The 26,122-nt window shown below is 52.3% G+C and carries 23 protein-coding genes, 1 pseudogene and 1 riboswitch; of the genes and pseudogenes, 9 read left to right on the forward strand and 15 right to left on the reverse strand.

Features of this window, described 5'->3' with window-relative positions:
* Positions 1 to 272: 272 nt before the first annotated feature.
* Positions 273 to 1,256, forward strand: a complete 984-nt coding sequence (locus HMPREF2572_RS09955; protein WP_045072760.1) for a ribose-phosphate pyrophosphokinase — start codon at positions 273 to 275, stop codon at positions 1,254 to 1,256.
* 66 nt (positions 1,257 to 1,322) lie between these two features.
* On the forward strand, positions 1,323 to 1,895 hold the full coding sequence (locus tag HMPREF2572_RS09960; protein WP_070498231.1) for a 50S ribosomal protein L25/general stress protein Ctc: 573 nt from the start codon (positions 1,323 to 1,325) through the stop codon (positions 1,893 to 1,895).
* A 130-nt stretch (positions 1,896 to 2,025) separates the two neighbouring features.
* On the opposite strand, the gene HMPREF2572_RS09965 is transcribed toward HMPREF2572_RS09960, so the two are convergent.
* Together HMPREF2572_RS09965 and HMPREF2572_RS09970 are read right to left on the reverse strand one after the other, a co-directional pair.
* A complete protein-coding gene (locus HMPREF2572_RS09965) occupies positions 2,026 to 2,751 on the reverse strand; it encodes a metal ABC transporter ATP-binding protein (RefSeq protein WP_210385307.1) in 726 nt (241 codons plus the stop codon).
* Positions 2,752 to 3,328: 577 nt separating this feature from the next.
* Positions 3,329 to 4,003 carry a phosphoesterase gene (locus HMPREF2572_RS09970; RefSeq protein WP_070498237.1) on the reverse strand — a complete coding sequence of 225 codons (675 nt, stop codon included), beginning with the start codon at positions 4,001 to 4,003 and terminating at the stop codon, positions 3,329 to 3,331.
* Positions 4,004 to 4,061: 58 nt separating this feature from the next.
* Between HMPREF2572_RS09970 and HMPREF2572_RS14355 the strand changes: the two genes are divergently transcribed.
* The gene (locus tag HMPREF2572_RS14355; protein WP_148132325.1) at positions 4,062 to 4,259 is read left to right on the forward strand and encodes a hypothetical protein; all 198 of its coding nucleotides are present in this window, start codon (positions 4,062 to 4,064) and stop codon (positions 4,257 to 4,259) included.
* Between the two features lie 19 nt (positions 4,260 to 4,278).
* Complete coding sequence (locus HMPREF2572_RS09975) at positions 4,279 to 4,656, forward strand: hypothetical protein (RefSeq protein WP_148132326.1); 378 nt, start codon at positions 4,279 to 4,281, stop codon at positions 4,654 to 4,656.
* Positions 4,657 to 5,087: 431 nt separating this feature from the next.
* Here HMPREF2572_RS09975 and HMPREF2572_RS09985 read toward each other — a convergent pair whose 3' ends face one another.
* The 4 genes from HMPREF2572_RS09985 to HMPREF2572_RS10000 form a co-directional block, all read right to left on the reverse strand.
* A complete protein-coding gene (locus HMPREF2572_RS09985) occupies positions 5,088 to 5,648 on the reverse strand; it encodes a hypothetical protein (protein WP_070498243.1) in 561 nt (186 codons plus the stop codon).
* A 92-nt stretch (positions 5,649 to 5,740) separates the two neighbouring features.
* Entirely contained in the window at positions 5,741 to 7,219 is a 1,479-nt protein-coding gene (locus HMPREF2572_RS09990; protein WP_070498246.1) for an AAA family ATPase, read from the reverse strand.
* Between the two features lie 26 nt (positions 7,220 to 7,245).
* Entirely contained in the window at positions 7,246 to 7,824 is a 579-nt protein-coding gene (locus tag HMPREF2572_RS09995; protein WP_246827809.1) for a hypothetical protein, read from the reverse strand.
* Positions 7,825 to 7,896: 72 nt separating this feature from the next.
* Complete coding sequence (locus HMPREF2572_RS10000) at positions 7,897 to 9,462, reverse strand: TROVE domain-containing protein (protein WP_070498253.1); 1,566 nt, start codon at positions 9,460 to 9,462, stop codon at positions 7,897 to 7,899.
* 1,071 nt (positions 9,463 to 10,533) lie between these two features.
* Here HMPREF2572_RS10000 and HMPREF2572_RS10005 point away from each other — a divergent pair.
* A complete protein-coding gene (locus tag HMPREF2572_RS10005; RefSeq protein WP_070498256.1) occupies positions 10,534 to 11,289 on the forward strand; it encodes a tRNA(His) guanylyltransferase Thg1 family protein in 756 nt (251 codons plus the stop codon).
* A 13-nt stretch (positions 11,290 to 11,302) separates the two neighbouring features.
* Positions 11,303 to 12,937: an RNA repair transcriptional activator RtcR gene (gene rtcR / locus HMPREF2572_RS10010; protein WP_070498259.1), complete on the forward strand. Its 1,635-nt coding sequence runs from the start codon at positions 11,303 to 11,305 to the stop codon at positions 12,935 to 12,937.
* 182 nt (positions 12,938 to 13,119) lie between these two features.
* Here the strand turns inward: rtcR and HMPREF2572_RS10015 are convergent, their stop codons facing one another.
* The 6 genes and pseudogenes from HMPREF2572_RS10015 to HMPREF2572_RS13710 all read right to left on the reverse strand — a co-directional run.
* Positions 13,120 to 13,575 (reverse strand): hypothetical protein, encoded by a 456-nt coding sequence (locus tag HMPREF2572_RS10015; protein WP_070498262.1) that lies wholly within the window; start codon positions 13,573 to 13,575, stop codon positions 13,120 to 13,122.
* A gap of 178 nt (positions 13,576 to 13,753) precedes the next feature.
* Entirely contained in the window at positions 13,754 to 15,040 is a 1,287-nt protein-coding gene (locus HMPREF2572_RS10020) for a F390 synthetase-related protein (protein ID WP_070498265.1), read from the reverse strand.
* A gap of 58 nt (positions 15,041 to 15,098) precedes the next feature.
* A complete protein-coding gene (locus HMPREF2572_RS10025) occupies positions 15,099 to 15,923 on the reverse strand; it encodes an MBL fold metallo-hydrolase (protein WP_003764034.1) in 825 nt (274 codons plus the stop codon).
* 4 nt (positions 15,924 to 15,927) lie between these two features.
* Positions 15,928 to 16,908 carry an NAD-dependent epimerase/dehydratase family protein gene (locus HMPREF2572_RS10030; RefSeq protein WP_070498268.1) on the reverse strand — a complete coding sequence of 327 codons (981 nt, stop codon included), beginning with the start codon at positions 16,906 to 16,908 and terminating at the stop codon, positions 15,928 to 15,930.
* Positions 16,905 to 17,909 (reverse strand): 3-oxoacyl-[acyl-carrier-protein] synthase III C-terminal domain-containing protein, encoded by a 1,005-nt coding sequence (locus HMPREF2572_RS10035; RefSeq protein ID WP_070498271.1) that lies wholly within the window; start codon positions 17,907 to 17,909, stop codon positions 16,905 to 16,907. The genes HMPREF2572_RS10030 and HMPREF2572_RS10035 overlap by 4 nt, the downstream gene beginning before the upstream one ends.
* A 151-nt stretch (positions 17,910 to 18,060) precedes the next feature.
* Positions 18,061 to 18,198 (reverse strand): annotated as a pseudogene (locus HMPREF2572_RS13710) (LrgB family protein); the annotation flags it as partial.
* Here HMPREF2572_RS13710 and HMPREF2572_RS10040 point away from each other — a divergent pair.
* A complete protein-coding gene (locus HMPREF2572_RS10040) occupies positions 18,166 to 18,606 on the forward strand; it encodes a LysR family transcriptional regulator (RefSeq protein ID WP_070498274.1) in 441 nt (146 codons plus the stop codon). The pseudogene HMPREF2572_RS13710 and the gene HMPREF2572_RS10040 sit on opposite strands and share 33 nt — an antisense overlap.
* A 38-nt stretch (positions 18,607 to 18,644) precedes the next feature.
* Here the strand turns inward: HMPREF2572_RS10040 and thiC are convergent, their stop codons facing one another.
* Positions 18,645 to 20,546, reverse strand: coding sequence for a phosphomethylpyrimidine synthase ThiC (gene thiC / locus HMPREF2572_RS10045; RefSeq protein ID WP_070498277.1), 1,902 nt, complete (start codon positions 20,544 to 20,546; stop codon positions 18,645 to 18,647).
* Between the two features lie 92 nt (positions 20,547 to 20,638).
* Positions 20,639 to 20,738: riboswitch (TPP riboswitch) on the reverse strand.
* 198 nt (positions 20,739 to 20,936) lie between these two features.
* On the opposite strand from thiC, the gene HMPREF2572_RS10050 reads away from it, so the two are divergent.
* Positions 20,937 to 22,064 carry a Gfo/Idh/MocA family protein gene (locus tag HMPREF2572_RS10050; RefSeq protein ID WP_070498280.1) on the forward strand — a complete coding sequence of 376 codons (1,128 nt, stop codon included), beginning with the start codon at positions 20,937 to 20,939 and terminating at the stop codon, positions 22,062 to 22,064.
* Positions 22,061 to 22,720, forward strand: coding sequence for an NAD(P)H-dependent oxidoreductase (locus tag HMPREF2572_RS10055; RefSeq protein ID WP_070498283.1), 660 nt, complete (start codon positions 22,061 to 22,063; stop codon positions 22,718 to 22,720). The genes HMPREF2572_RS10050 and HMPREF2572_RS10055 overlap by 4 nt, the downstream gene beginning before the upstream one ends.
* A 111-nt stretch (positions 22,721 to 22,831) precedes the next feature.
* Here HMPREF2572_RS10055 and HMPREF2572_RS10060 read toward each other — a convergent pair whose 3' ends face one another.
* Positions 22,832 to 24,151 (reverse strand): MFS transporter, encoded by a 1,320-nt coding sequence (locus HMPREF2572_RS10060; protein WP_070498286.1) that lies wholly within the window; start codon positions 24,149 to 24,151, stop codon positions 22,832 to 22,834.
* 158 nt (positions 24,152 to 24,309) lie between these two features.
* Positions 24,310 to 25,767 carry a TrkH family potassium uptake protein gene (locus HMPREF2572_RS10065; protein ID WP_039862975.1) on the reverse strand — a complete coding sequence of 486 codons (1,458 nt, stop codon included), beginning with the start codon at positions 25,765 to 25,767 and terminating at the stop codon, positions 24,310 to 24,312.
* Between the last annotated feature and the right edge of the window lie 355 nt (positions 25,768 to 26,122).

Genomic DNA, 26,122 nt, shown 5'->3' on the forward strand with positions numbered 1-26,122 from the left:
CGAAGGTTCGAATCCTTCCTCCCCAGCCAAATAAGAGCGTGTAAGTTTCCTTACACGCTCTTTTATGTTGAAAATCAATGATAACGCAGAAAAACTTTATTTTATAGTGATAAATTTGGATTGTGATGAGGCGTGACAACGATATAACGCTGCAAATTTAATTCACTATGCCGTTCATTATGCGTATAATACCGCTCGTAATGTCTTGGACATAGGCAGAGGGAAGCATGACGTTTTCTGAGCGGAAGTTAAACATAAAATCAGGTGAAAATATGGCTGCATACGACAGTTTGATGGTATTTACCGGCAACGCAAATCCGGAGTTGGCGCAACGCGTTGTCAAACACTTGGATATTTCGTTAGGCGAAGCCTCCGTATCCAAATTCTCAGACGGCGAAATTGCCATCGAATTAATGGAAAACGTCCGTGGTCGTGATGTATTTATCTTGCAGCCCACTTGCGCCCCAACCAATGACAACCTGATGGAAATCCTGACGATGGCTGATGCGCTGAAGCGCGCTTCTGCCGGTCGTATTACCGCAGCAATTCCCTATTTCGGCTATGCCCGCCAAGATCGCCGTCCGCGTTCTGTGCGCGTTCCGATTTCCGCAAAACTGGTGGCAAATATGTTGTATTCCGCAGGTATCGACCGTGTTTTGACTGTTGATTTGCATGCCGACCAGATTCAGGGTTTCTTTGATATCCCTGTCGACAACATCTATGCCACTCCTATTCTGTTGAATGACATCAAACAGCAGCGGATTGAAAACTTGACCGTAGTCAGCCCGGATATTGGCGGCGTAGTCCGCGCCCGCGCTGTGGCAAAATCATTAAATGCCGATTTGGCGATTATCGACAAACGCCGTCCGAAAGCCAATGTGGCGGAAGTCATGAATATTATCGGCGACATTCAAGGCCGTACCTGTCTGATTGTGGACGACATGATTGATACCGCGAATACGCTGTGTAAAGCTGCCGTCGCTTTGAAAGAGCGCGGAGCAGAACGTGTTTTGGCATATGCCAGCCACGCCGTATTCTCCGGAGAGGCAGTCAGCCGTATCGCCTCGTCTGAAATCGACCAAGTTGTCGTTACCGACACTATCCCTCTGTCTGAAGCGGCGAAACAATGCGACCGTATCCGTCAAGTGACGATTGCCGGCCTTTTGGCTGAAACGGTCCGCCGCATCAGCAATGAAGAATCCGTCTCATATCTTTTCAATGAAGAAGTGATGACAGGCAGCATGTTGCTGCCATAACCCCGAAGCCGTCTTAAGCTGGTCGCGGCCGATGACGGTAGTTTTATTTAATTTGGAGTATTTAACATGACTTATGAAATTCAAGCCTCTGTTCGTGAAACACAAGGCACTGGTGCGAGCCGCCGCCTGCGTCGCGAAGGCCAAATCCCTGGCATTTTGTACGGTGAAGGTCAAGAGCCCGTTGCAATTGCTGTGGATCACAAAACCGTATTCTACGCATTGGAAAAAGAATCTTTCCACACTGCACTGATCAAACTGTCTCTGAACGGTGAAACCAAAGACGTTATCGTCCGCGATTTCCAAATGCACCCGTTCCGTCGCGGAGTTCAACATATCGACTTCCAAGCTGTTAAAGCCGACCAACCTGTACGCATTCGCGTTCCTCTGCATATTGTTAACGCTGAAAGCTCTCAAGCCGTTAAACTGCAAGGCGGTCGCGTATCTTTGTTGAACACTACTGTTGAAGTGGTTGCTTTGCCTGCCAACATCCCTGCTTACTTGGATCTGGACTGCGCTAAAGTCGTTGCCGGCGACATCCTTCACCTGTCTGACATTCAACTGCCTGAAGGTGTAGAAAGCGTTTCTCTAAAACGTAACGAAAACCTGGCGGTTGCTACCGTTACCGGTAAAAAACGTTAATCATCGATTCGAGAATGATTTAAAAAACTGCACTAGCAATAGTGCAGTTTTTGTTTTGAAGCCGTAAGGTAACTTCTTGATTGGATTTCAATAAAAAAGCATTGCAATGGAAATTTGCAATGCTTTTTTGTTATGCCTCACACCAATCTGCTGATTCTTGCCTTTGCATCAATGTGTTGGCTTGACTTAAATGCGTGTCGGTCAGTACGGCGTTGGTTGCGCCAGCGGCAACTTTTTCCCGTGCAATCAAGATGGTATGGGGAAAATAGGTTCGGACTTGTTCGTAATCATGCAAAACAGCAATGATGGCTTGACCGTCTTCATGGCATTGTTTCAATACGTCTAACAATGCGTAAGTTGTCCGGGCATCTACTGCATTAAAGGGTTCGTCCAAGAGCAAGAAGTTGGCGTTTTGAGCCAGCATTCGTGCAAATAAGACACGCTGGAATTGCCCGTTGGAAAGGTGGGCGATTTGGCGGTCGGCAAGATCCTGAACGCCGACGCGTTCCAATGCCGCCATAACCCGTTGGCGTTGTTGGGTATTCACGCGGCCAAAAAAGCCTATTTCGTACCATAAACCCATCGCGGCAAGTTCAAAGACAGTCATCGGCTGGCTGCGGTCAATGTCTGACTGCTGGGGAAGATAGGCTATATCTTTGCGTTGCAGTCCTTGAAGCGACACTTTGCCCGTATCGATGTTTTGAAGCCCCATAATGGCTTTGAGCAGCGTGGATTTTCCGGCACCGTTGGGCCCGAAAATCGCCCACATGCTGTGGTTTTCAAAAGTAATATCAATATGGTGGATGGCAGGGCGGTGTTGGTAGCTGACCGTCAGATTTTCTACCTTGATGCTCATGATGCGACTGCCCAAAAATATATTGCCCATAATGCTGCAATTGCGAGAAGGGCAATCAGCAGCCGTTGGAGTAGGCCGGTTAAGAGAATGGAATTCATAAGTCTAAAGTGTTCAGACGACCTTAGATGATGAGTTGGAAAAACCGACAAAAACAAGGGCGGCATCCAACGAATTTTGACTTTGCTATAAAGCCGTATAGAGTACCTTGCCCAAGTATCGGGTCTTTCTAAGATGTGTCGTCTGAAATAAAGTAAACGAGTTTCGAGATGATACTTTATAACATTTTGACTGTAAATTTGTTTTTGACGATATTAGATAGAAGCAGCTTTACTCGGTCTCCGAGGTCGTCTGAAAGATTGGAAACGATAGTTGGTTTGAAATTATGTGTTTATAAAGGGTTTTAGAGCGGATTGGATAGCGTATAAAACGGAGAGGGTGGTTTGGTGACGTTCGCCGGATGTTTATGGATATTTATTGATTAAAGGTCGTCTGAAAATGCTTTTCAGACGACCTTTTCGTTATTGGATAGAGTCATTGTATTCGTATTCGAACATAACCACCTGCATCAGTTTGATTTTTATTTTTGCACCTTCTGATTTGCGTTATCGTTGAGCGAGCGCAACTGGTGCGCTACGAAATCCTTGGCAGCCTCTACTTGGGATGGAACGGTTGGGTTTTCCCCGAAATATGAGATTTTCGGCAGAGGGTTGAGGAAGCTGTCGATGTCTTGCGGGGTAAGGAAGCGGCCGTGCAGGTCGAAGCCGACGTTTAGGGCGCGGCCGGGGATTTCTGCTAGGCGGTCGTGCAAATGGCCGTACAGGTGATACCAGCCTCTGTGGCAGCCGTCCCATTCGTTAATCGGGTAGTGGAACAGAATCAGCGTGTTGTCTATTTCGTCCAATTTCAGTTTTCGGTAGGTTCGGGCGGATGACAGTAACGGGTGACCGTCGTGTTTGATGGTTTCAAACAGGTATTTGTTGTGGCGGCGGACAATGTCGTCGTGATTGCCGTAAATCAGATGGTGCCTGCCGTTGAGGCGAGATAGGACGGCAGCGATTTTTTTGATGTCGTGAGCGAAAGACAAATCGCCCAAGTTGTATACCTCGTCGTCGGGGGAAACGGTGTTGTTCCATGTTTCGATCAGGTATTCGTCCATGTCGGCGATGTTGTCGAACGGACGGAACTGCGGGCAGAATTTGGCGATGTTTTTGTGCGAAAAATGTAGGTCGGATGTGAAAAAGATTTTGCTCATGTTGTGTTTCCTGTGATTTTTCGATGCGGTTTATGGTGCGGTAGTGCGGCTGTCTAGCTTGAACCGTATTGCAAGCGGGCGTATGCTGGGTTTGTTTATATTGAAACCTGTTGAAAATCTAATTAATGCAGCAATTAAAACTTCACTTTCTTGTTTGGGACGGGGAGGAAAAGTTATCTATTTTAAAACTCAAAGACATAACTTCATTGAAGGTGCTAGAGCCAGAAGAGAAAAATTATTACAATATTTTAAATAATTCAAGGTGTTTTCTGAAAATGACTTACAAAGAACAATTAGTTTTCCTAAAAAAATCAAAGAATCTCTATGTTTACATTTATGAGTGGATTGATTTATTAGATTTTTGCAAAGTTAGCAATTTAAATCCGCAGGATGAAGAGTATCAAATTATTACTACAGCTTTTAGACATGCAGGCTGGAAAGGGGATGGCATTCTAACAGAAATTTGGATTCCTCCTTTTGCTGTTGGAGCTATTTTAGAAGAACCTATCAATTACTCTGATGAGCTATGGAAATCATGGCAGAATGGATTAATTTTATGGCATGTTAAACAGAGGGAGGATGGCTTATCTTTCATCGGTTCACCCAAAAAATTATTAATCCCTGATGTTGGTATAGAGAAGGTTATTATTTAATTATTATAAAAAAATGACAATTTAAAATTCTGCGGAATTGGTGTGTAACATAGGGCTAATTTAGTACAGCCCTATTTTCATATATAGTGGATTAACTTTAAACCAGTACAGCGTTGCCTCGCCTTGCCGTACTATCTGTACTGTCTGCGGCTTCGTCGCCTTGTCCTGATGTACTATCTGCGGCTTCGTCGCCTTGTCCTGATTTAAAGTTAATCCACTATAACTAAGGAATTTGTATGCTTTTGATGATTGCCGTGCCTGCTGCTTGGGCTTTGACTGGGTTTGCACCACAACACAAGCAGCAGTTATGCGCCCAAGGTTGGCGAAATCGAGGCATTCGAACGTGTGGCATAAGCGCATTATTGTTTTGGTTTTAAACAGATGGTCTTGTTTTACTCTGCCATCAAGGCCGTCTGAAAATATTTAAACGCTTATTTGCCGTTTTTGCCGCAAGGATGCTTCGCACTATTGTTGCAGACGATTAAATTGCGCAGATGCTCCATGGCATTGGTAATTTCAGCATAGTTTGGCGCATAGCGGAAGGCGTATTGTTTCACATACAGGCCGTCGTTGCCTTGTACTGCTTTCACCCAAGTCACTTCGGGTTTGTTGCTGCTCGGGTTGTTTTCGCAAGCCATCATCCATAATGCGAAGGGATAACCGTTTTCTTTCCCTTCCAGTACAGTGTCAAAGCTGCTTTCCGGGCAGGTATTTTTCCATAAGGTGGACAAATTGTTGCCGAATGTGGTCACGCCTGGGTTTGCGCCTACCATGGATTGCAGGGTGATCATTTGTGTCCAGTTGTCGATGGTCTGTTTCTGCGGTACGAGCTCGACCATGATCATGCCGTTTTGTTGGGTTTGATAGCCGATTTTGAAGTCTTTGGGCGGTTCACCGAAAGACGCTCTCTCCGCAGCTTGCGCCGCCTGTACCGCCAACGGGAACATTACGGCGGCAAGCATCAATTTTTTGACGATATTGGTTTTTTTCATCGTTCTTCCTTTTGCAATAATGAGGGGGCGGATGAAACGAAATATCCGCCGCCGTCATATTATCACAAGCGTTTGGCGTTTTTCAGACGGCCTTACAGTTGCCGCAAGAATGCTTGGATAAACGCAATCTTATCCAGTTCAGGCATGGAGTTGAACGCTTCGCGATGCTCGTGGATGTGGTCGATTAAGGGGTAAAACTCTTCATCGACATGGCGTTTGTCGAGCTTGCGTCCGATGTTGCCTTCGTTGCTTCGTCCTAGAAACTTGGAAATCAGGTAATACGGCGATTTGAGTTTGAACAGCATTTCGCCGTTTTGCGCATCAAATACCATAAAGCCTTCGTGTTCCACGTTTTTCAGACGACCTTTCAGCTCGCCGAACGTAATGTTTTTTAGCGTTTCGGGGCGGCGGACGCCGTATTGTTTGCCGATTTCGTCCAATTCGGCTTCGCCAAACTGACGGCCTGTCCCCACGTCGATGCAGCCGATTAGGGTTTCACCCAATTCTTCGCGGATGATGTGGATATCTTTCGCGTCTGTGATTTCAAACAAAAAAGTGTGGTTCGGATAAGCGCGGAACAGGGTTTCGTATTGCGCGCAGTGTGCGGCGGTCATGTCCGCGAACGCGCTGTCAAGCGAACCGGTAGTCGAATACAGCACTTTGCCGTCAAACGCCGCGCCTTTGGACGGGTGGTCGTCTGAAAGCGAGACGAAAGTGCAGCAGCCGAGGAAGCCGTTCACTTTTACCACTGCATCCACCAATCGCTCGTCGCAGACGCGGATTGGATAACGGCTGCCTTTGGCAATACGCTCCGAATAATTGAACACTTTTTTAAACGGGCGCACGATGATGCGGTTGTGCGCGTCGATGATCAAGCCGCGCATTTCCAGCAGCGCATCGTCGAAGCGGTTGTCGTAGAACACGCTGCGGGCGTATTTCAACACGCGCAATTCGGGATAACGCTTGGATGCTTTGGCGGTAAAGTTGCGGCTGCCGTGTTGCAGATAATTTTCAGTGACGAAGGTTTGCTGTGCTTCGTCAAACGGCAAGGGTTGCTGCTCGAAAGCCTGCATTTGCTTGATTTTTTCCAACTGTTCCGCGCTGGCGGGTTGTACGGCTTCGACGTGGATTTCGTTTGCCACGCGGTTTTGGTTCAGCTTGATATACGCCGCCAATACGTCATGCTCTTTCACGCCGTGCAGGTTGGGATAGAAATTATGCATACGGTAGATTTCTGTTTCAAAACCGCTTTTTTTCGCCAGATCCAATAAATGGCGGCAACGCGAAGCCTTTTGGTTGGTGTTGGAATGGATGATTAAAATGTTGCGGTTCGGATTTTGACGCCCGATTTTTAAGGTCTCGGTCATCAAGGCATTTCCGCGTTTCTGCGCCTTATCCACCGCCTCGCCGGACCAGCGGTACACGCCGTTTTCATCGGTCATGAACAAGTCGTTTTCAATAAGGACGATTTCGGCATCACGGTACTTCGCTTTAAATTCGGCGGCTTTTTGTTCGGCGAAAGTCGATTTTCCCGAACCTTGATGACCGCGGATTAAGATGAATTTTTGCATAGTGTTTGGTTTCCTTATTTGGATTTTCAGACGAGGTTTGTCGTAGGAGGTCGTCTGAAAACAATACGGGCGATTTCCTTATCGATTTTTTCCGCCAGCAAACGGACCGGATAACTTTGCCAATCGGGATAACGGCGGCTGTGATAACAATGCCAATAGCTGCGGATACGGTCTTTCTGCTTTTGCCAATAAAGCGGGTTGTCAGCGAAAAAACGTGCCAAAGCCGCGGCGTTGTGTTGGAAAAATACGGCAACGTCAAATTGTATCGGTAAAACGTATTCGCCGAGTAATTGTGCGGTAAAAGGCAGGACGAACTCAGGCTGTCCGGCGGCGAGCAGCCGTTTGAAATGCCGTTCGCGGACATGACCATCGTGATGGCGGGTGTTCAGACAGTGTGCCATCAGTTGCCGAACCTCGTTCCCTGTCGGATGAAAAACAACATATTGACGGCTGATGAGACGAATTGCTTGTCCGTCTGAAACAACGGTTTCCCCTTGGCGGACGGGCAAGCGGCTCCCGTAGGGCTGCCGTAAAATCAGCGTTTCTGCTTCATGCCGCAAGGTCGTGGGAAAGGTTTCAATCAGGGCAAGTTCGTCAGCATTCATGTTTGCCACTCAATCTTTTATCGGTAAGGTCGTCTGAAAACGTTGCAACCCTATTTTCAGACGACCCCTTGGCTAATTTACCGCCGCCAGCTCGGTTTTCTCAATCTCTTCCACCCAGAAATCCGCGCCCATACCTTGCTCGGCGAACGAGCCGATGAGTGTGAACACTTGGTCGGAGAAGCCCCCGATGTTCAAGATGTCGCGGCGGTTTTGCGCTTGCGCGGTGGTGTAGGGCTGGATGTCCAAGCAGACGAGTTTGGCTTCGGGGCAGCGTTGTTTCAGGATGTCCCACTCTTTCATCAGGCCGGTTTTGCCGCCCCATTGTTCGCGGTCTGCCCAGCTTTCGTTATCAGACACGATAACAACCAAATCCACATCGGCTTTTTCGCGGTTCAGCATGGCGAGCGGTGCGCTGCATGCCGTTCCGCCGCCGCCGATATTGGCGAGTTTTTGGGCGTTGGTCATGATGCTGTCGCGCGGGTTGAGCTGCACGTTTACCGTGATTCGTTCAAACGGTATTACGCGGGCTTTCGGGTTGGTGCGCAACATGGCGGCGGACACGAGTGCGGCGATGTCGATGCAGCGGGTTTTGCTGGTTGCGCTGCCGCGATAGCCGGTAGCCGAGCTGTGCATGGAGCCGGAGACATCCGGGCAAACCACGACTTTGCCTCGGATGGCCGGTACGTTTTGTACGGCGGTTTCCATCGCGTCTTGCAGCGCTTCGCAGATTTCAAACGGCATCTTTTCGGATGTCGCCTGATACGCGGTCAGCAATTGGTAAGGCAGGACGCGGGCGCGGCGGATGGCGGTTTTGTCGCGCAGTTTTTCTGCCACCATTTTGATGTTTTTGCTTTTCGCAAACACATCGTGGCGCAGGAAAGTGTTCAGGTTTTGGCGAACCTGCTGCCATGAGCCGTTGCGGGCGATTTGCGCCCAGTCGCCGCTGTTCAATTCCAAGGCAGTGAGCATTTGGAAGGGAACGTCGGGCAATGCGCCTTGGCGGCTTTGCTTGTAGTCTTCAAAGGCGCGGGTAATGGGCGGCAATGCTTCGCGGTCGTACGGTTTGCCGATAAGCCACGCAAACCAGGCGGCACGCCATGCTTCACGCGGTTTGGGATGCACCATTTTGACCACATCCGCCAGCGACGGAGCATTGCCGATAGCGGCGTTCAACAGTTGTTTTTCGGTAGCGGTCAAAAGCCAGGTCTGCATCAGTTTTTTCGGACGGTTGCCGAAGGATTTTCTGCCGACCGCGCCGCTGCGGATGATTTGCGCGAAGTTGCGCAACATTTTACCGTTGTCCGCTACTTGGTCGAACACGCGGGCAAGCATGTTCACGTCTTTTTGCGCCAACACGGCAAGCAACAGCGCGGGCATGTCTTTCATGAAGCCTTTTTGACGGGCATACACGGCGGTTTTGGCGATAAACTCGGCATCCAGGTTTTCTGCCAATTCCAATACTTGCTCAAGCTGGTCTTGCGCATCGGTGTAGTAGGTGCTGTTCAGGCAGCCGGTGGCGGCAAGTTGGGCGAGCTGTTGTTTGGGTGTCAGCGTGTAGGCGATGCCGCCTGCTTCGTTGCGGGTGTCGGCAGCGGTCAAACGGGTTTTAATGGATTGGAACAAGGTGGTGTTAGCCATTTTTCATTTCCTTTCGTGTTGTTGGTTTTGGGTGGTCTGAGTGCTTAGAAACTCCGCTTTTTTCGGAAACTGCGTTTCAGACGACCTTGAATGGGTGGCAGCGCGGCGGCTAGTATTTGAAGAGATACGGTTTTTTTTAACGTGGAAGGTTAATGTAATCTCTTCAGGCATCCGCCTGTTACCGTAAAAAGGGGGTACGGCGGGCAGCTAGGTGTTGGAGAAATTCTCTTCCGATGCTCTACCCCTGAGCTATCCTGCCATAGAAGTTTGTTGGCGGCAGGGCGGGACTCGAACCCGCGACCTTCGGACGTGGAATGTAATTCCTCCGGCATCTGTCTGCCGTACCGGAAAAGGGTGGGCGGCTAGATTGGCAGGATTTACGCCGTTTCGGCGGCGGGAATCGAACCCGCAATAACCGATCTGTAATCCTGCCGGCATCCGCCCGTAAGGGGTGGTACATCTGGCAACAAGAAGTAGAGAAATTTTTACGCGCTCTATCCTCTGAGCTACTCTGCCATAGTTGGCGGCAGAGGCGGGATTCGAACCCGCGACCTCGAGCGTTGGCAGGCTGTAATTCCTCCGGCATTTGCCGAATGCACCTAAAACGGTTTTTATCGTAGGTCGTCTGAAAAGTTTCAGACGACCTCGAGTGATCAAGCGATACAGCAAGCCATCAGCTATTCAGGGGAACAAGGCTGGCATTTGCCTGCTGAATCAGAAAAGGTGGGCGACTAGAAAAACAAGACGTCAACGCCTATTAGGCGAGGCAGGAGTCGAACCTGCAGAACCACTGTAGTCTTGTCGGCATTCGCCCTGTAACGGCACAACAGCTAAAAATTTACGGAAAATTCTTTCCTATAGAACTGTATTTTCCGCGGCATCTGCTGCATCGTTACATTTACAACACAGCCAACGGCGTGCCAACGATAAAAAAATTTCAAAATTAATTTTTAATTTATTGAATATAAAGAAAATATATTTTAATGTGATCTTTTGTAGTAAAAAGCGTAGAATGCTGAAAAATATATTTTTAGATAGTTATATAGAAAATAAGATATATAAGGAGATGCGATGCGATTCGATGATTTGGACAAGCGCTTGCGGCAATACGAAACCGCTTATGATTTCTGCGTGCCGCAGGAAAATTTCATTGTAGTGCGCTTGGACGGACGCGGTTTTACGCGGTTGACCAAGGAAATTTGGCAATTTGAAGCGCCGTTTGACATCCGTTTTCGCGATTTGATGGCGCACACCGTCCGTCATTTGATGAAATGTGGTTTCAATGTGGCGTATGGCTATTCCGAAAGCGATGAAATTTCGCTGCTGTTGCGCCGCGACGACGATACGTTCAAACGCAAAACGCGCAAAATCATTTCGGTATTGGCGGGCGAAGCCAGCGCTGCCTTTTCGGTGGTGCACGGGCAACCTGCCGCTTTTGATGCCAGAGTTTGCGTTTTGCCGAATGAGAAACTGGTGGTCGATTACTTCCGCTGGCGGCATGAAGACGCGCACCGCAACGCGCTCAACGCCCACTGCTATTGGATGCTGAGGAAAAAAGGCGAAAGCGTATCTCGAGCCACAGAAGCGGTCAGCGGTCTCACGCGCGCGCAGAAACATGATTTGCTGTTTGAAAACAATATCAATTTCAACGAATTGCCCGCATGGCAGAAACGAGGCTTCGGCGTGTATTTTCAGACGACCTTGAAAGAGGGTTTCAACCCGCAAACCGGCGAAACCGCACAGGCGGAGCGCCAAATCTTACATACGGATTTCGAACTGCCTTTAGGCGACGATTACGGCGCGTTTGTTTTGGAAAGAATAGGTTAGAGGTCGTCTGAAAATGAATACTGGACCTAAAAAACAAGTCGCCGTCAGCTTTCTCGGCACGGTGTTGGACAGCGGTTTCGGTCAAGGGCGTTGGCAGAAGTGGCGGCCGAATGTCGCCATGAATCAGCGTCATGATTTCCATCTTGACCGTATGGAGCTGTTTTATTCGGAGAAATACCGCGATTTGGCAGATCATGTTAAAACCGATATTCAAGATGTGTCGCCGCACACCGCCGTCAATCTCGTGCCGATGGAGCTGGAAAATCCGTGGGATTTTTCCGAGGTTTATACCAAGCTGCATGACTGGGCGGCGGGCTATGCGTTTGATACGGAAGAGGAAACCTATCTCACACACATCACCACGGGTACGCACGTCGCGCAAATCTGCCTGTTTTTATTGGTGGAATCGCGTCAAATACCCGGCGTGCTGTTGCAGACTGCACCGCCGAAAAACCAAAGGCGCAGTATGGGGAAAGGCGATGTCGGCGGTTATGAAATCATCGATTTGGACTTGGCGCGTTACGACGTGCTTGCCGAACGCCTTGCCGCCGTGCGCGATGATGCGGTGCGCTATCTGAAAAGTGGCATCTCCACACAAAACGCCGCCTTCAACCGCATGATTGCGGAAATCGAACAAGTCGCTCTCCATTCCCCGTCACCGATTCTGCTCTCCGGCCCTACCGGCGCGGGCAAATCGATGCTGGCACGCAGGATTTTCGAATTGAAAAAAGCGCGCCATCTGATTAAAGGTGAGTTTGTCGATGTGAACTGCGCCACCTTGCGCGGCGATGGTGCGGCTTCCGCCTTGTTCGGTCACAAAAAAGGTGCGTTTACCGGTGCGGCGGAAAAGCGCGAAGGCTATTTGAAAACCGCTGACGGCGGTGTGTTGTTTTTGGACGAAATCGGCGAATTGGGCTTGGACGAGCAGGCCATGTTGCTCAAAGCCATTGAAGAAAAACATTTTTATCCCGTCGGCAGCGACAAGGAAGTGCAAAGCAGCTTCCAGCTTATCGCCGGCACCAACCGCGACCTGCGGAGGGAAATCCGCGCCGGACGCTTCCGCGAAGACCTGTTCGCCCGCATCAATATCTGGAACTATCCGCTGCCTGCGCTCGCCGACCGCCGCGAAGACATCGAGCCGAACATCGAACACCAGCTCGCGCTCGCCTCGCAGGAGCTCGGCCGCGCCACCCGTTTCAATAAAGAAGCCCTGTCCGCCTACCTTGCCTTCGCCCATTCAAGCGAAGCCCGATGGCGCGGCAATTTCCGCGACCTTGCCGCCAGCATCATGCGCCTTGCCACGCTTGCCCCGCAGGGCAGGATACAGGCGGAACAAGTGGCGGCGGAAATTGAGCGGCTCAAATGGTTATGGGCTGAAGAGGCGGATTCAGACGACCTTTTACACAAGGGGTCGTCTGAAAAGGCGGATAACTACCCCGACAAAATCGATTGTGAAAATTTGGATTTGTTTGACCGCTTACAATTGCAGAACGTGATTGACGAATGCCGCAAACACCAAAACATGGCGCAGGCGGGAAGGGCATTGTTTCATGTTTCCCGAAACAGCCGCGCCAAAACCAATGACAGCGACAGGTTGCGCAAGTATCTGCAGAAATTCGGTTTGGAGTGGGGCGATATCGTGCAGTAGATGAGGATTGAACCGAGCGGATTGGGGCGGGAGAGGTTTCTATTTCGATTGGCTGGTATGGTCAAACGAGGGAAAGGTCGTCTGAAAAAACTGTTCTCAAGATTCACTGAGTTCGTTTTAGCTCCGCATAAACTGACTGCGTCCGTTTTCAGACGACCTTTTACTTTGTGGCGGGGATGGACTTATGGTTTGGTCAGATAAGGATATAGATCCATGCGTCCGTCTTGACGTACGGCTAAATAGTCCGGTGCATCAAACCTCATCCCAGTGCCGTGATAAAGGCATTTTTGTCGAGGATCGGGATATAGTCCGCCGCCCAAATAGCCGATTTCTAGCGGTTGCTGATTGGCAGCATACTGTTTTAACACTGCGGCAGCAGCTTGTGTTTGTTCGGCGGTGGGATGGTCGTCGGCTCGTCCCAGACCAAACAGATCCCAAAAGGTTTTTCTAGGAGGAGTAATACGGATATTGTATGTCGTACATCCATCGTTATAAATTGGGTGTTCTATTTGGCGGACGGAAATTCGATAGTAACCGTGGCTGCCTACAATACTGAGGACTTGGGCTTTTGAAAAATCACCGCCTGCATAGGCTGCTAACGGAAATGACAGGAAGAAGAGGGGGATAAGGTGGCGCATAAGGTTTAGGTTGTCTGAAAGAGTGTTGGGCGTTATTGCAAGCTTAACATGGCAGGTATTACGGAAAGTAGGAAGGTAAGGTCGGGTATGGCGTTTTTGTTTTTACTGGAAGGGTCGTCTGAAATTTTTTCAGACGACCTTTTTTGTCTTTAGTTTGAAGGATAAGGATTTAAAACGCTTACGGATTTTCATTATACGGGGAAATTTTCGTCACACGCCGGCGTTTTTGGTGCAGGGGGCGGGTTTGTTCCGTTTGGAAAACGTAATCGAAGGGGCGAAGTTGCAGCGTCTGCCACAGGCGGTCTAGGTTGCGTGTGGCGGCGGCGCGGGTTTGCTCTGTGTCGGGCGTGAGGAAAATGTGCAGGGCTTTGCCGTGTTGCTCGACGCGGTATTCTTGGATGAGGTCGTCTGAAATCATGGCGCGGCGGATGAAGTCGGCGTAGAGGGCGTAAGGTTCGCCGCCTGTCGTGCGTGCGTCGAGGATGTCGTCGCAGCGTCCTTCGATGGCGCTGATTCGGGCGAATGCGCTGCCGCAGGGGCAGGGCGCGTCGTTGGCAATCAAAACGTCGTCGAGACGGTAGCGGATGACGGGTTGGCTTTTGCGGTTGAAGTCGGTAATGATGGGGGCGAAGCGGCCGCTTTCGCGGTCTATCCAGTCTTTTTCGATATAGACCATGTCTTCGTTCAGATGCAGGTTGCCGTAGGCGCAGGTGTGGGCGAGGAAGCCTTCGGTGCATTGGTAGATTTGGTGAACCGGCGTGCTGAAGCGTTGTTCGATGCGGGTCTTGACTTGCGGTTCCAAGACTTCGGCAACGGAGATGATTTTTTTGGGGTGTATGGCGAGGTCGGGGTGTCGGGCAAGCTGCTGCAATACTTGGGCGGGGGCGATGAGGATGGTGGGCTTCTGCACGTTGAGCCTTGGGATGTGCGCGTCCAAGGCTTCGAGCAGGTCGTAAAACTCAAAGCGTATCAGCGGGCTTTTGACGGCGGTGTAGAGGTTGCTGTTGGCGCGCAGGAAGAAGGCGATGCTGTGGTGGGCGAGGTAGGGGCGGGGCAGCATACGTTTGAGCATATAGCCTGCCCACAGGGCGGACTCTTCGGGGGAAACGAGGAAAATGCCCCTGTTGCCGCTGGTGCCGGAGGAAAGCCCGACGGTGATTTCTTTGCCCGAGGTCGTCTGAAAAACGGGGCTGAAGTCGCGGCTTTCTTCGGCTTTGAGCGCGACGGAGAGGGCATCTTTTTCGCTGATGCCGTAGGCGTTGATGTCGGCGAAATGCTGCATGAAGATGCGTTTGTTGATAACGGGGTAGTCTTGCAGCTTGGCGCTGTGGGGGTAGAAGCGGCTGTTGTGGCTTGTCAAAAGGCGGTCGAGCTGTTTTTGCTGGTGTGCTTCAAGGGCGGCGCGTTCCGTGTAGTTTCGTGTGTGGAAAAAGGATTTGAGGATTTGCCATTTTGAAGGTTTCATGGTGTGTTCTTTTGTGCAGTTGAGGGGCTTTGCTCGTCGGGTTTTCAGACGACCTGCTTTAATCCAAACCTTCCATGCCCAAGCGCCGCAAGGTGGGTTCGCAATGGCTGGGAACGAGGATGATTTCGCGGTTGCGGCGGTGGAGGTGTTGCAGGCGGTCTATGGTGGCTTGGACGGCGTTGCGGTTTTGCGCGATAAGGCCGGTAAGGGGGTTGGGGCGGCGGTTGTGGCTGATGGTCGCAAACCGCCAAACGGCGTCGGCAATCAGGAAAAATTCTCCGGCTATCAGCCCGTATTGTCCGGCGGCATGGCCGGGCAGGGCGACGGCAATCAAATCGGCACTGATGCGGTAGCCTTGTTCAAACGGGTAAAACGCTTCGTCAAGGCGGACTTCGGGCATATCTTCGATAAAGCGGGCGCGCTGCGGCAGGTCTTGGGGCAGCAGCTCGCGCAGGAAGCCTTGTTTGACTTCGATGATGCGGTTGGTCAGACTTTCGGGTTTGTCGGTACGGTAAACAAAATCGTAGGCGGCGCGGGAAAGGATGATTTCTGCGTCGGGGAAGTCTTTGAGGCCGGCAATATGGTCGGCGTGCAGGTGGGAGAGGAAGATTTGGTTGATGTCGTGCGCGGCATCGCCCAAACGCTCGCGTATGGTCGGTTGGCTGAGGGTGACGGGCGTGGTCAGCGCGTAAAATTTCTCGGGAAATCGGCGGCAGGCTTGGAAAAAGCGGGGTGCGTAGCCGGTATCGAACAGCAGGTTGCCGCCTTGGTGGGTGATGTGGGCGGTCATGGCGGGAAAGGCTGCTTTACGCAGGCTGCCGCCCCGTTCGACCATACATTCGGGATGGGTGCAGTAGCCGGTGTGGTAGAAACGGATGTCCATAGCTTCAGCCTTTCAAGGAGCGGGCGTATTGCCGCAGTCCGTCGGCAATGCTGATTTGGGGTTCGTAGCCGAGCAGCGAACGGGCGCGGCTGATGTCTAGGGTTTGGTCGAAAGAAATCGTGCCTATGCTGTAACGGGTGACGAGGGGTTCGCGAAAGGAACGGGTCAGCCGCGCCTGCGTTTCCAGTAGGCGGGCAACGCTGTCAATCAGGCGGTAGGAGACAGGTTTCAGACGACATCCGAGATGCAGGGTATCGATGATTTGCCGGTAGAGTGCGGCGATGGTCTGCGGTTCGCCGTTGGTGATATTGAACGGCATGGCGCGGGGTACATCGGCTTCGGCTGCCAGCATCAGCGCGTGAACGACGTTGCCGACGTAGGTCACGTCCACTAATGCGCCACCTGCTTCGCGGCCGCTGCGCCGAATCAGCGGCAGAAAGCCTTTTTCGGAGATTTTGAGCAGGCGCGGCAGGACGGCGGTATCGTATTCGCCGAAAATGCCGCGCGGACGGATGATGACGCTGGAGAGGTCGGTGGCGGCGGCGACTTCTTGTTCGGCAAGGAATTTGGTGTAGGCGTAGTCGTTGACGAAGTGGCGGCTGATAAAGGTTTCGGGGACTTTGTGCTGGTCGAGGTAGTCGAAATAGATGCTGGGCGTGGAAACGTGTACCAGCTTGCCGATATGGTGCTGCCGCATCGCCGCTAAGACGTTTTGCGTGGCGGTCACGTTGGCGCGGTAGAAATCTTCGTAGCGCCCCCACGGCGAGGACAGCGCGGCGCAATGGAACACGATATCGGCATCGGAAAACGCCTTCAGGGTCTGATTGCGGTCGGACAAATCGAAGGCGTGAAATTCCGTATCCAGCATTTTGCCGATTTCGGCATTGCGCCCGCAGGCGGCTACCTGCCAGCCTTGGGCAAGCAGCATCTGCACAAGGTTGCGCCCCAGTCCGCCGGTCGCGCCGGTGACGATGGCCTTTTTCATGGTTTTTCCCAAACCAGTGCGCCCAAGCCCACGCCTGCGGATGTGCCGAACAGCAAAACTTTATCGCCGGATCGGACGGGGAAGTCGGTCAGCAGGTGGTGCAGCGCGGAGGGGATGGAGGCGGAGATTTGGTTGCCGTGGGTATTGAAAATATCGACGATTTTGGCAGGATCGAGTTTCAGACGACTGATGATGTGTTGCAAAGCGCCGCGGCTTGCCTGATGCGGAACGATCCAGTCTATGTCTGCCAACGTCAAATCCGCCTGCGCCAACGTTTCATCCAAGAAGCCGGGTATGGCTTCGGCGGCAAGTTTGTAGAGTTTTTTGCCGTTCATGTGGAAATAGGCTTGGGAGACATAGCTTTCGGGGTGTTTGGATGGATGGTTTTCATAACCACCCGCAGGGATGGTGCAGAATTCGTAGCCTTCGGGATGTACTTCGAATTTGCTTGCCAACACGCCGCCGCGTTCAGACGACCTGATGACCGCCGCCGCCGCGCCGTCGCCAAAAATGGTCGAACTGTGAAAATCGTTCCAGTCCAAGCCGACAGAGGCGACGTCGCAACTGATCAATAAAATGGTGGGATATTTGTGTAACAGCGAATCCGCCAGATCCAAGCTGCGTAAGAACGACAAACAGGTCATGTTGACGTCGAATGCGGCAATCGGGCGCGCGGGCTTCAGTAGGCGCAAGGTGTGCGCGGCGTTGAAGGGAATGCATTGACGGTCGATACCCGAAGCGTTGATAACGCAGTCCACATCGTCAATCGTGATGCCTGCCGCCGCCATTGCACTTTGCACTGCTTGAAGCTGCATGGCATCGGCAGATTCGCCTTCTGCCAGAAAGTAGCGTTGCGCCAAGCCGCTGAGTTTTTCAGTGCGACCTTCTTTGATGCCGAGCAGGGCGTCGATTTCGGTGGAAGGGACCAGCCGCGAAGGCAGTCCTTTGCCTGTGCCGATGATGTTGAGACGGAGGGATGGCTTCGGATGAGTCGTTTGCATAATATATCCGCTAGTGAGTAATACTTCAGCATAGTATTAATATTTTGTCATTGTCAATGTTTATATCCGCGGCAAACTCAAAAAAAGGTCGTCTGAAAACCTGCAAACGGCTTTTCAGACGACGTTTCCAATACCTTTGTAAAACTGACTATCAACCCATCAGCCAAACCACCAAATGCACCATGCTCGGCCCGATGATAACCATAAACAACCCCGCCAAAATCATGGTCAGGCTCGCCATTACGCCTTCGGTTTCGTGGCGTTGTCCGGCGCGGGAAGTGCCGAAGCCGCGCTCAACCTGACCCAGCCCACCGTCAGCAAAACCATACAGGCATTGGAAGAAGAACTGGGCGTACCGCTGCTGGTTAAAGAAAACGGTCGCAAAAAACGACAAGTCGCCACCACGCCCATCGGCGAAACCATCCAAACCGCCTGCCGCAGCCAAGGCTTCACCCCCAACGTCGTCTGTTGCACCGGACAATGGGACCTGCTCGCCGACATGGTGGCACACCATATGGGCATCGCCCTTCTGCCCGAATACTACGCCCGCAAAATCAACCCCGACACCTTCGCCGCCGTCCCGCTGACCGAACCCGAAATCCGCTGGCAACTGACCATGGCATGGAAAAAACACCAGCGTCCCACCCCCGCGCTCAGGGCTTGGCTCGACATCGTCAGGGAAGAGTTCAGAAAGTAGAAAAAGGTCGTCTGAAAACTTTTCAGACGACCTTTTTATCAACTGTAAATCTTAGCCCCTTTCTTCACAAACTCTACCGCTTTTTCCTCCATGCCCTGCTGCTGGACTTTTTGCTTGTCAGCGTAGTCGCGTACTTCCTGCGTGATTTTCATCGAGCAGAATTTGGGACCGCACATTGAGCAGAAGTGGGCGATTTTCGCGCCTTCGGCGGGCAGGGTTTCGTCGTGGAAGCTCTCGGCGCGTTCGGGGTCGAGGCTGAGGCGGAATTGGTCGCGCCAGCGGAACTCGAAACGCGCCTTGCTCAGAGCGTTGTCGCGCAACTGTGCGCCCGGCCAGCCTTTGGCGAGATCGGCGGCGTGGGCGGCGAGTTTGTAGGTGATGATGCCGGTGCGCACGTCTTCTTTGTCGGGCAGGCCGAGATGCTCTTTCGGGGTAACGTAGCAGAGCATGGCTGTGCCGTACCAGCCGATATTGGTCGCGCCTATGCCCGAGGTGATGTGGTCATAGCCGGGGGCGATGTCGGTAACGAGCGGGCCGAGTGTGTAGAAAGGTGCTTCAAAGCAGTGTTGCAGCTCTTCAGTCATGTTTTCTTTGACGCGTTGCAGCGGCACATGGCCGGGGCCTTCGATCATGACTTGTACGTCGTGTTCCCACGCTTTGGCGGTCAATTCGCCCAAGGTGTGCAGCTCGGCAAATTGGGATTCGTCGTTGGCATCGGCAATGCAGCCGGGGCGCAGGCCGTCGCCGAGGCTGAACGACACGTCGTAGGCTTTCATGATTTCGCAGATTTCGTCGAAATGCGTGTAGAGGAAGTTTTCCCGATGGTGGGCGAGGCACCATTTCGCCATGATGGAGCCGCCGCGCGATACGATGCCGGTGAGGCGGTTGGCGGTCATCGGCACATAGCGCAGCAACACGCCTGCGTGTATGGTGAAATAGTCCACGCCTTGTTCCGCCTGTTCGATTAAGGTGTCGCGGAACAAATCCCAAGTCAAATCTTCGGCAATGCCGCCGGTTTTTTCCAAAGCCTGATAGATGGGCACCGTGCCGATGGGGACGGGGGCGTTGCGGATAATCCATTCGCGCGTTTCGTGGATGTGCGCGCCGGTGGACAAATCCATAATCGTGTCTGCGCCCCAACGCAGCGACCACACCATTTTTTCGACTTCTTCGGTCAGGCTGGAGGTTACGGCGGAATTGCCCAAGTTGCCGTTGATTTTGACGCGGAAGTTGCGGCCGATAATCATCGGTTCGAGTTCGGGGTGGTTGATGTTGGCAGGGATAATCGCGCGTCCCGCGGCGATTTCTCGGCGCACGAATTCGGACGTGATTTGGTCGGGGTGGGTTGGGATATTCGCGCCGAAACTTTGTCCTGCGTGTTGTTTCAAGAGCTTGGCGTATTCGGGCCGTCTGAAAAGTTCGTCCAGCTTCATGCGTTCGCGTATGGCGGCAAACTCCATTTCGGGCGTGATGATGCCTTGGCGCGCATAGTGGAGCTGGGTTACGTTGCTGCCGCTTTTCGCACGGCGCGGGCGGGTGATTTGGTTGAAACGCAGATGGGCGGTTTGCGGATCGTGTGCGCGTTCGATGCCGTATTCGCTGGAGAGCTTGGGCAGGATTTCGGTATCGCCGCGTTCGTCCAGCCATGCGGTGCGGACGTGCGGCAAACCTTGTTTCAGGTCGATGTGTGCCGCCGGATCGCCGTACACGCCGCTGGTGTCATAGACGGGAATCGGCGGGTTGGCTTCCGTACCTTGCGCCGTGTAGGTGTCGTCCTGACGGATTTCACGCAAAGGCACGCGGATGTCGCCGCGGCTGCCTTGCAGATACACGCGCTCCGAGTTCGGATATTTGAAGCGGATGCCGATGTCTTCGCTCAAGTCGGCAAGCTTGCGCGCTTCGTTGCCGGAGGTTTTGGCGGTTTTCTTTGGCGTAGTCATAAAAAATGCTCCTGTTTTCTCGTTTGAAAAGAAGAAACAGGAGCGTTTTGCTTTTTCAGACGACCTCAATATCAAAAAAGGCCGTCTGAAAGACAGAATCCGTGAAAACTCCCCACGCAGGTATTATCCCGATCGGGTGTAAAGGGTATTTCTCAGCCGCCTGAGCATCAGGCAGCACCCCTGTTTCGTTAGAATAGGATTATAAACCACGATACGCATTTGTTGTAAATTAACTTCATTCCTTCATGCGTTTGAACAGAAGGAGAGACGGCGGAAAGCAAACCCATATCCTGCCGCTCCGTCAAATTTTTCATAATCTTATGTATCGGTTGACGGCTGATTTCTCTATAATCTTTTCCCGTTTTTTATAACTATATACGTCGTCTGAAAATGTCTGAAACCATTCAAAACCGCAAAATCAAATTCGCCTTAGTCGGCTGCGGCCGTATTTCCAACAACCATTTCGGCTCGTTTGAAGTGTTGCAAGAAGATTGCGAACTCGTTGCCGTATGCGACACCGATCCTGCCGCGCTTGAAGCGGCAGTCAAGCGTACCGGCGCGAAAGGCTATGCCCGCTATACCGACATGCTGGCAGAAACCGATGCCGACGTAATCGTCATCACCACGCCTTCCGGCTTGCATCCCGAACAGGCGGTTGAGGCGTTGGAAGCGGGTTTTCACGTCGTCACCGAAAAACCGATGGCTACCTGCTTTATTGACGGCGAGCGCATGGTCGAAGCCGCCGACAAAGCGGACAAACGCTTGTTCGTCGTGAAACAAAACCGCCTTAATGCCACGCTGCAACTGCTCAAACGCGCGGTCGCAGAACAACGCTTCGGCAAAATCTATATGGTGCATTTGAATGTTTTTTGGACGCGCCCGCAATCGTATTACGACCAAGGAGGCGGTTGGCGCGGCACTTGGAAGATGGACGGCGGCGCGTTCATGAATCAGGCAAGCCACTACGTCGATTTGATGGAATGGCTCATCGGCCCGGTGGCGGAAGTGCAGGCGATGATTGCGACCCACCGCAAAATTGAAGCCGAAGACACAGGCGTGATGAACCTCCGTTGGCGCGACGGCACGCTCGGTTCGATGGCGGTAACCATGTGCACTTATCCGAAAAACCTCGAAGGCTCGATTACCATTTTGGGCGAAACCGGCACGGTACGCATCGGCGGCATGGCGGTGAATGAAATTCAGGAATGGAATTTTGCCGACGAGCGCGATTACGACGAACAGGTCAAAACCGCCAATTATGAAACCACGTCGGTGTACGGTTTCGGGCACCCGCTATATTATCAGAATGTTGTCGATGTGTTGCGCGGCAAAGCCGAGCCTGTTGTCGACGGGCGAGAAGGCTTGAAATCGCTGGAGCTGATTAACGCCGCCTACCTTTCTGCACACAACCGTCAAACGGTTTCGCTGCCGCTGGTGTTGCAAACGTTGCGAACGTTTGACCATTCTGATTGTCCGAAAGGAAGCCCCTTCCATACTCAATCAAAGGAATCATCATGATACTGACCCGCGAACAAGCCATCGAAATTTTCAAACGCCGCGTTTCCGTCCGCTACTACGACCCTGCACGCAAAATCAGTACCGAAGATTTTGCCGCCATTCTTGATTTCGGTCGCCTTTCTCCCAGCTCCGTCGGCTGCGAGCCGTGGCAGTTTGTGGTCGTGCAGAACGCGGCATTGCGCGAAAAAATCAAACCCTTCGCTTGGGGGATGCAGGCTTCCATTTCTGATGCCAGTCATGTCGTTTTCCTGTTGGCACGAAAACACGCCCGCTACGACAGCCCCGCTTTTGAAGAACTGATGGACAGACGCGGGCTGACCGCCGAAGAGCGGGCAGGGGCACTTGAACGCTACCGCTGTTTCCAAACCCACGATATGCCCATCGCCGACGATGAACGCGCCCTGTTTGACTGGGCAAGCAAACAAACCTACATCGCGCTGGGCAATATGCTCACCGGCGCGGCGATGCTCGGCATCGATTCTTGCGCTATCGAAGGCATGGAGTATGCCGAAGTGGAAAAAATCCTTGCCGAAGCCGGATTGCTCGATCCTGAGAATTACGGCTTATCCGTCGCCGTAACCTTCGGCTACCGTGTGCGCGACATTACCCCGAAACCGCGCCGCGATGCGTCGGAAACAGTGATTTGGGCGGAGTAGGGCGCGTAGCCGGATTTCAATGAAATAGGTCGTCTGAAAGTGTTGTTTGACTTCGGTGAAGTGACACTTTCAGACGACCTTTTATTTGGCGGGATGATTTGAAGAACGGCGTTATCCGTTGATGTCTTCCAGCGTCCTGCCTTTGGTTTCTTCGCCCAATATCAACACGACGGCGACAATCAGCAGCATGACCAGCGCGAACATCATGAAAATATTGCTGAACCCGCTGCTGCCGCCAATCATCGCGGCAACCGCCATCGGCGCGAGGATGCCACCCGCCCGTCCGATTGCGCCCGCCCAGCCGGAAGCGAAGGCACGGAAGCGGAGGGGGTAAAGTTCGGGCGTGTAGGTGTATAAAACGCCCCATGCGCCGAGGTTGAAGAACGACATCAGGCTGCCCCATGCCATGACTTCGGCGGCGCTGCTGCTTTGTCCGAAAAACCACGCGCAGACGGCACAGGCGGCGAGAAAGCCCGCCAAAGTCGCTTTGCGCCCGATTTTTTCCACCAATGCCGCCGCCGCGATGTAGCCGGGCAGTTGCGCAACTATCATCACCAGCACATATTCAAAGGTTTTGACCACCGTATTGCCCTGTTCGACCAAGAGTTTCGGCAGCCAAGTAAAAATGCCGTAATAGGAAAAGACGATGCCGAACCAGACCAGCCACAGCATCAGCGTGCGCCGTGCGAAAGGCTGTTGCCACAGTTGTATGAAACGGATGCGCTGTTTTTCCTGTTGCGGCGGTGCTACGGCTGTTGCGGCGGGCGTCATTCCCGCTTCCTCTTCCAAGCGGCTGACCAGCCGGTGCGCCTCGTCCGTTTTGCCTTGCGAGAGCAGGTAGGGTACGGATTCGGGGATGAATTTCAACACCAGCGGGATATACACAATCGGCAGCGCGCCGATTAAAAACGCGCTGTGCCAGCCGAATTTTGGGATAAAGAAATAGGAAGCGAGTGCTGCGGCAAGCCAGCCCAGCCCCCAAAAACTTTCCAGCAACACGATAAAGCGTCCGCGTACTTTCGGCGGGGCGTATTCGCTGACCAAGGACACCGCGACGGGAAGCTGTCCGCCCAATCCTACGCCGACAAAGAAGCGGAAAAATAAAAGCGCGGACAGGTTGGGTGCAAACGCGCATAAACCCGTTGCTATGCTGTACACCGCCATCGTCCCGGCAAAAACGGTTTTCCTGCCGAAGCGGTCGGCAAACCAGCCGCTGATGACTGCGCCCAATGCCATGCCGACAAAGGAGATGCTGACAATCCAGCCCAATTGCGCAGGCGCAAGCGACCAGTCTTTGCCCAGCTCTGGCAGGATGAACGACACCAGCCCGGTATCCATCGCGTCAAACAGCCAGCCGATACCGACCAGCACCAAAAGCCTGTAATGAAACTTGCTCGGCGGCAAGTTTTGAAGGCGGGTAAGGATATCCATCGTATTTTCCTTTACGTTGCTTGTTTTGCTCTTGCAGTTTAACGCAGAGCCGCTCCTTTTCAAGGCTTGCCGCTTTGCACGCATCCGTCAGAATGCGGCAAACCTGATAACAAAAAGGTCGTCTGAAAACCCGAAATCCGTTTTCAGACGATCCGTCTTTATTTTTTCCAATAAGCCGGCGTCAGCAAAATCAACACCGTAAAAATCTCCAAGCGGCCCAGCAGCATGACGGCCGAACACAGCCATTTCTGCACATCGCTCAATACCGCATAGCTGCCCGCCGGTCCGACTTCGCCCAAGCCCGGGCCCGCATTGGTAATACACGCGATGACGGCGGTGAAGGCGGAGATAAATTCCATCCCGCTTGCCATCAGCAAAAAGCTGAACACAATCGTCGTCATGAAATAAATCGAAATAAACGCCATCACTGTCAGCGCCATGCGGTCGGGAATCATGCGTCCGTTGACCTTGACCGTGCGCACCGCTTTCGGGTGCAGCAGAATCATCATCTCGCGCAGGCTGAATTTGAACAAGACCAACGCCCGCACGTTTTTAATGCCGCCGCCCATAGAGCCGGAGCTTGCCAATAGGTTGGACAGGAAAAACATCCACAGCGACACGATCAGCGGCCATTGCGCGAAATCCGTGTTGGAAAAACCGCTTGCCAGCCCGATAGAGACAAAGTTGAAGCTGACAAAACGCAACGAATCCCCAAAGGTTGCATAAAAATCCTTCTGCCACAGATACACCGCCGACATCAAAATACTGCCCGCCAGCAGCACCAGCAGTACGCGGCATTCCTCGTCCTGCCAATAAGATTTGAGCGAACGCCGTGTCAGCGCCGTGAAATGCGTAGCGAAATTCACACCGCCCCAAAGCGTAAAAAACATGATCGCCCATTCAACGGTCAGCGAATCAAAATAAGCGATGCTGGCATCGTGTGTCGAAAAACCGCCTAGCGACACCGCCGACATCGCGTGGCAAAGCGCGTCAAACCAGCTCATCCCCGCAAAATGCAGTGTCAGAAAAGCCGCCGCCGTCGTCATCGTGTAGAAGAACCAAAGTTTCTTTGCCACCTGCGAAATGCGCGGCGCCATCTTGCTTTCCTTGTCCATCCCCGGAATTTCAGCCTTGAAGAGCTGCGTTCCGCCCACGCCCAGCATCGGCAGAATCGCTACCGCCAGCACGATGATACCCATGCCGCCCAGCCAGTTGAGCATATGCCGCCAAAAATTCACCGACGGAGCCAGCGTGTCCAAGCTCGTCATGACCGTCGCGCCCGTCGTCGTCAGCCCCGACATCGCCTCAAAAAACGCATCGGTAAAACTGATGCCCGGGATGTGAATATAAATCGGCATTGCCGCCACCAGCGCAAACGCCAGCCACAACATCAAAACCAACGTAAACCCGTCGCGCGGGCGCAGCTCGCGGCGGAAATGGAAGGTCAGCAGCCAAACCGCGCAAGAGGTCAGCGTCGTTGCCAAAGCCGTGTAGGCAAACGCAGGAAACGCGTTGTCCAGAAAAAAATACGACATCAGCGTCGGTACTGCGAGCACCATGGAAAACAGTAGCCCCAGTCTGGACAAAACGTGGACAATAGGAAGGAACTTATACATATCAATCTTAAATAGGGGTCGTCTGAACGGCGTCATGGGCTTGAAGCTGCCGTCCATATCCACCTGCGAAATCCATATTCATGCCGTCAAAAGCGGCTGAGAAAGTTTCAGACGACCTGTTTTACAGACCATCCTTAGCAGGCAGGTAGAAAAATTCGGTTCGTAATTTTATCAAATTAGGCAAATGGCGTTATTGATATTTTACAGTCGGAAAAAGCAGGGGGTCGTCTGAAAAGGGCAGCTTCAATCGACATAAACGGACAAAGCAGGGATAAAATGCCGATTGCTTTTTGCGCCGTTGAGCTTTTCAGACGACCCCTTTTCATATAGTGGATTAACAAAAATCAGGACAAGG

The organism is Neisseria sp. HMSC064E01 (genome assembly GCF_001808875.1).
GTDB lineage: Bacteria > Pseudomonadota > Gammaproteobacteria > Burkholderiales > Neisseriaceae > Neisseria > Neisseria sicca_A.

Excerpts from the sequence above, each read along its gene's own strand:
- rtcR (WP_070498259.1), top strand. The coding sequence starts at position 11,303 with ATGAATACTGGACCTAAAAAACAAGTCGCCGTCAGCTTTCTCGGCACG.
- HMPREF2572_RS09960 (WP_070498231.1), top strand. The coding sequence starts at position 1,323 with ATGACTTATGAAATTCAAGCCTCTGTTCGTGAAACACAAGGCACTGGT.
- HMPREF2572_RS09985 (WP_070498243.1), bottom strand. The coding sequence starts at position 5,648 with ATGAAAAAAACCAATATCGTCAAAAAATTGATGCTTGCCGCCGTAATG.
- HMPREF2572_RS10065 (WP_039862975.1), bottom strand. The coding sequence starts at position 25,767 with ATGTATAAGTTCCTTCCTATTGTCCACGTTTTGTCCAGACTGGGGCTA.
- HMPREF2572_RS10000 (WP_070498253.1), bottom strand. The coding sequence starts at position 9,462 with ATGGCTAACACCACCTTGTTCCAATCCATTAAAACCCGTTTGACCGCT.
- HMPREF2572_RS10015 (WP_070498262.1), bottom strand. The coding sequence starts at position 13,575 with ATGCGCCACCTTATCCCCCTCTTCTTCCTGTCATTTCCGTTAGCAGCC.
- HMPREF2572_RS10030 (WP_070498268.1), bottom strand. The coding sequence starts at position 16,908 with ATGAAAAAGGCCATCGTCACCGGCGCGACCGGCGGACTGGGGCGCAAC.
- HMPREF2572_RS09970 (WP_070498237.1), bottom strand. The coding sequence starts at position 4,003 with ATGAGCAAAATCTTTTTCACATCCGACCTACATTTTTCGCACAAAAAC.
- HMPREF2572_RS09955 (WP_045072760.1), top strand. The coding sequence starts at position 273 with ATGGCTGCATACGACAGTTTGATGGTATTTACCGGCAACGCAAATCCG.
- HMPREF2572_RS09990 (WP_070498246.1), bottom strand. The coding sequence starts at position 7,219 with ATGCAAAAATTCATCTTAATCCGCGGTCATCAAGGTTCGGGAAAATCG.
- HMPREF2572_RS09975 (WP_148132326.1), top strand. The coding sequence starts at position 4,279 with ATGACTTACAAAGAACAATTAGTTTTCCTAAAAAAATCAAAGAATCTC.
- HMPREF2572_RS10035 (WP_070498271.1), bottom strand. The coding sequence starts at position 17,909 with ATGCAAACGACTCATCCGAAGCCATCCCTCCGTCTCAACATCATCGGC.
- HMPREF2572_RS09995 (WP_246827809.1), bottom strand. The coding sequence starts at position 7,824 with ATGAATGCTGACGAACTTGCCCTGATTGAAACCTTTCCCACGACCTTG.
- HMPREF2572_RS09965 (WP_210385307.1), bottom strand. The coding sequence starts at position 2,751 with ATGAGCATCAAGGTAGAAAATCTGACGGTCAGCTACCAACACCGCCCT.
- thiC (WP_070498277.1), bottom strand. The coding sequence starts at position 20,546 with ATGACTACGCCAAAGAAAACCGCCAAAACCTCCGGCAACGAAGCGCGC.
- HMPREF2572_RS10025 (WP_003764034.1), bottom strand. The coding sequence starts at position 15,923 with ATGGACATCCGTTTCTACCACACCGGCTACTGCACCCATCCCGAATGT.
- HMPREF2572_RS10005 (WP_070498256.1), top strand. The coding sequence starts at position 10,534 with ATGCGATTCGATGATTTGGACAAGCGCTTGCGGCAATACGAAACCGCT.
- HMPREF2572_RS10050 (WP_070498280.1), top strand. The coding sequence starts at position 20,937 with ATGTCTGAAACCATTCAAAACCGCAAAATCAAATTCGCCTTAGTCGGC.
- HMPREF2572_RS10060 (WP_070498286.1), bottom strand. The coding sequence starts at position 24,151 with ATGGATATCCTTACCCGCCTTCAAAACTTGCCGCCGAGCAAGTTTCAT.
- HMPREF2572_RS10020 (WP_070498265.1), bottom strand. The coding sequence starts at position 15,040 with ATGAAACCTTCAAAATGGCAAATCCTCAAATCCTTTTTCCACACACGA.
- HMPREF2572_RS10055 (WP_070498283.1), top strand. The coding sequence starts at position 22,061 with ATGATACTGACCCGCGAACAAGCCATCGAAATTTTCAAACGCCGCGTT.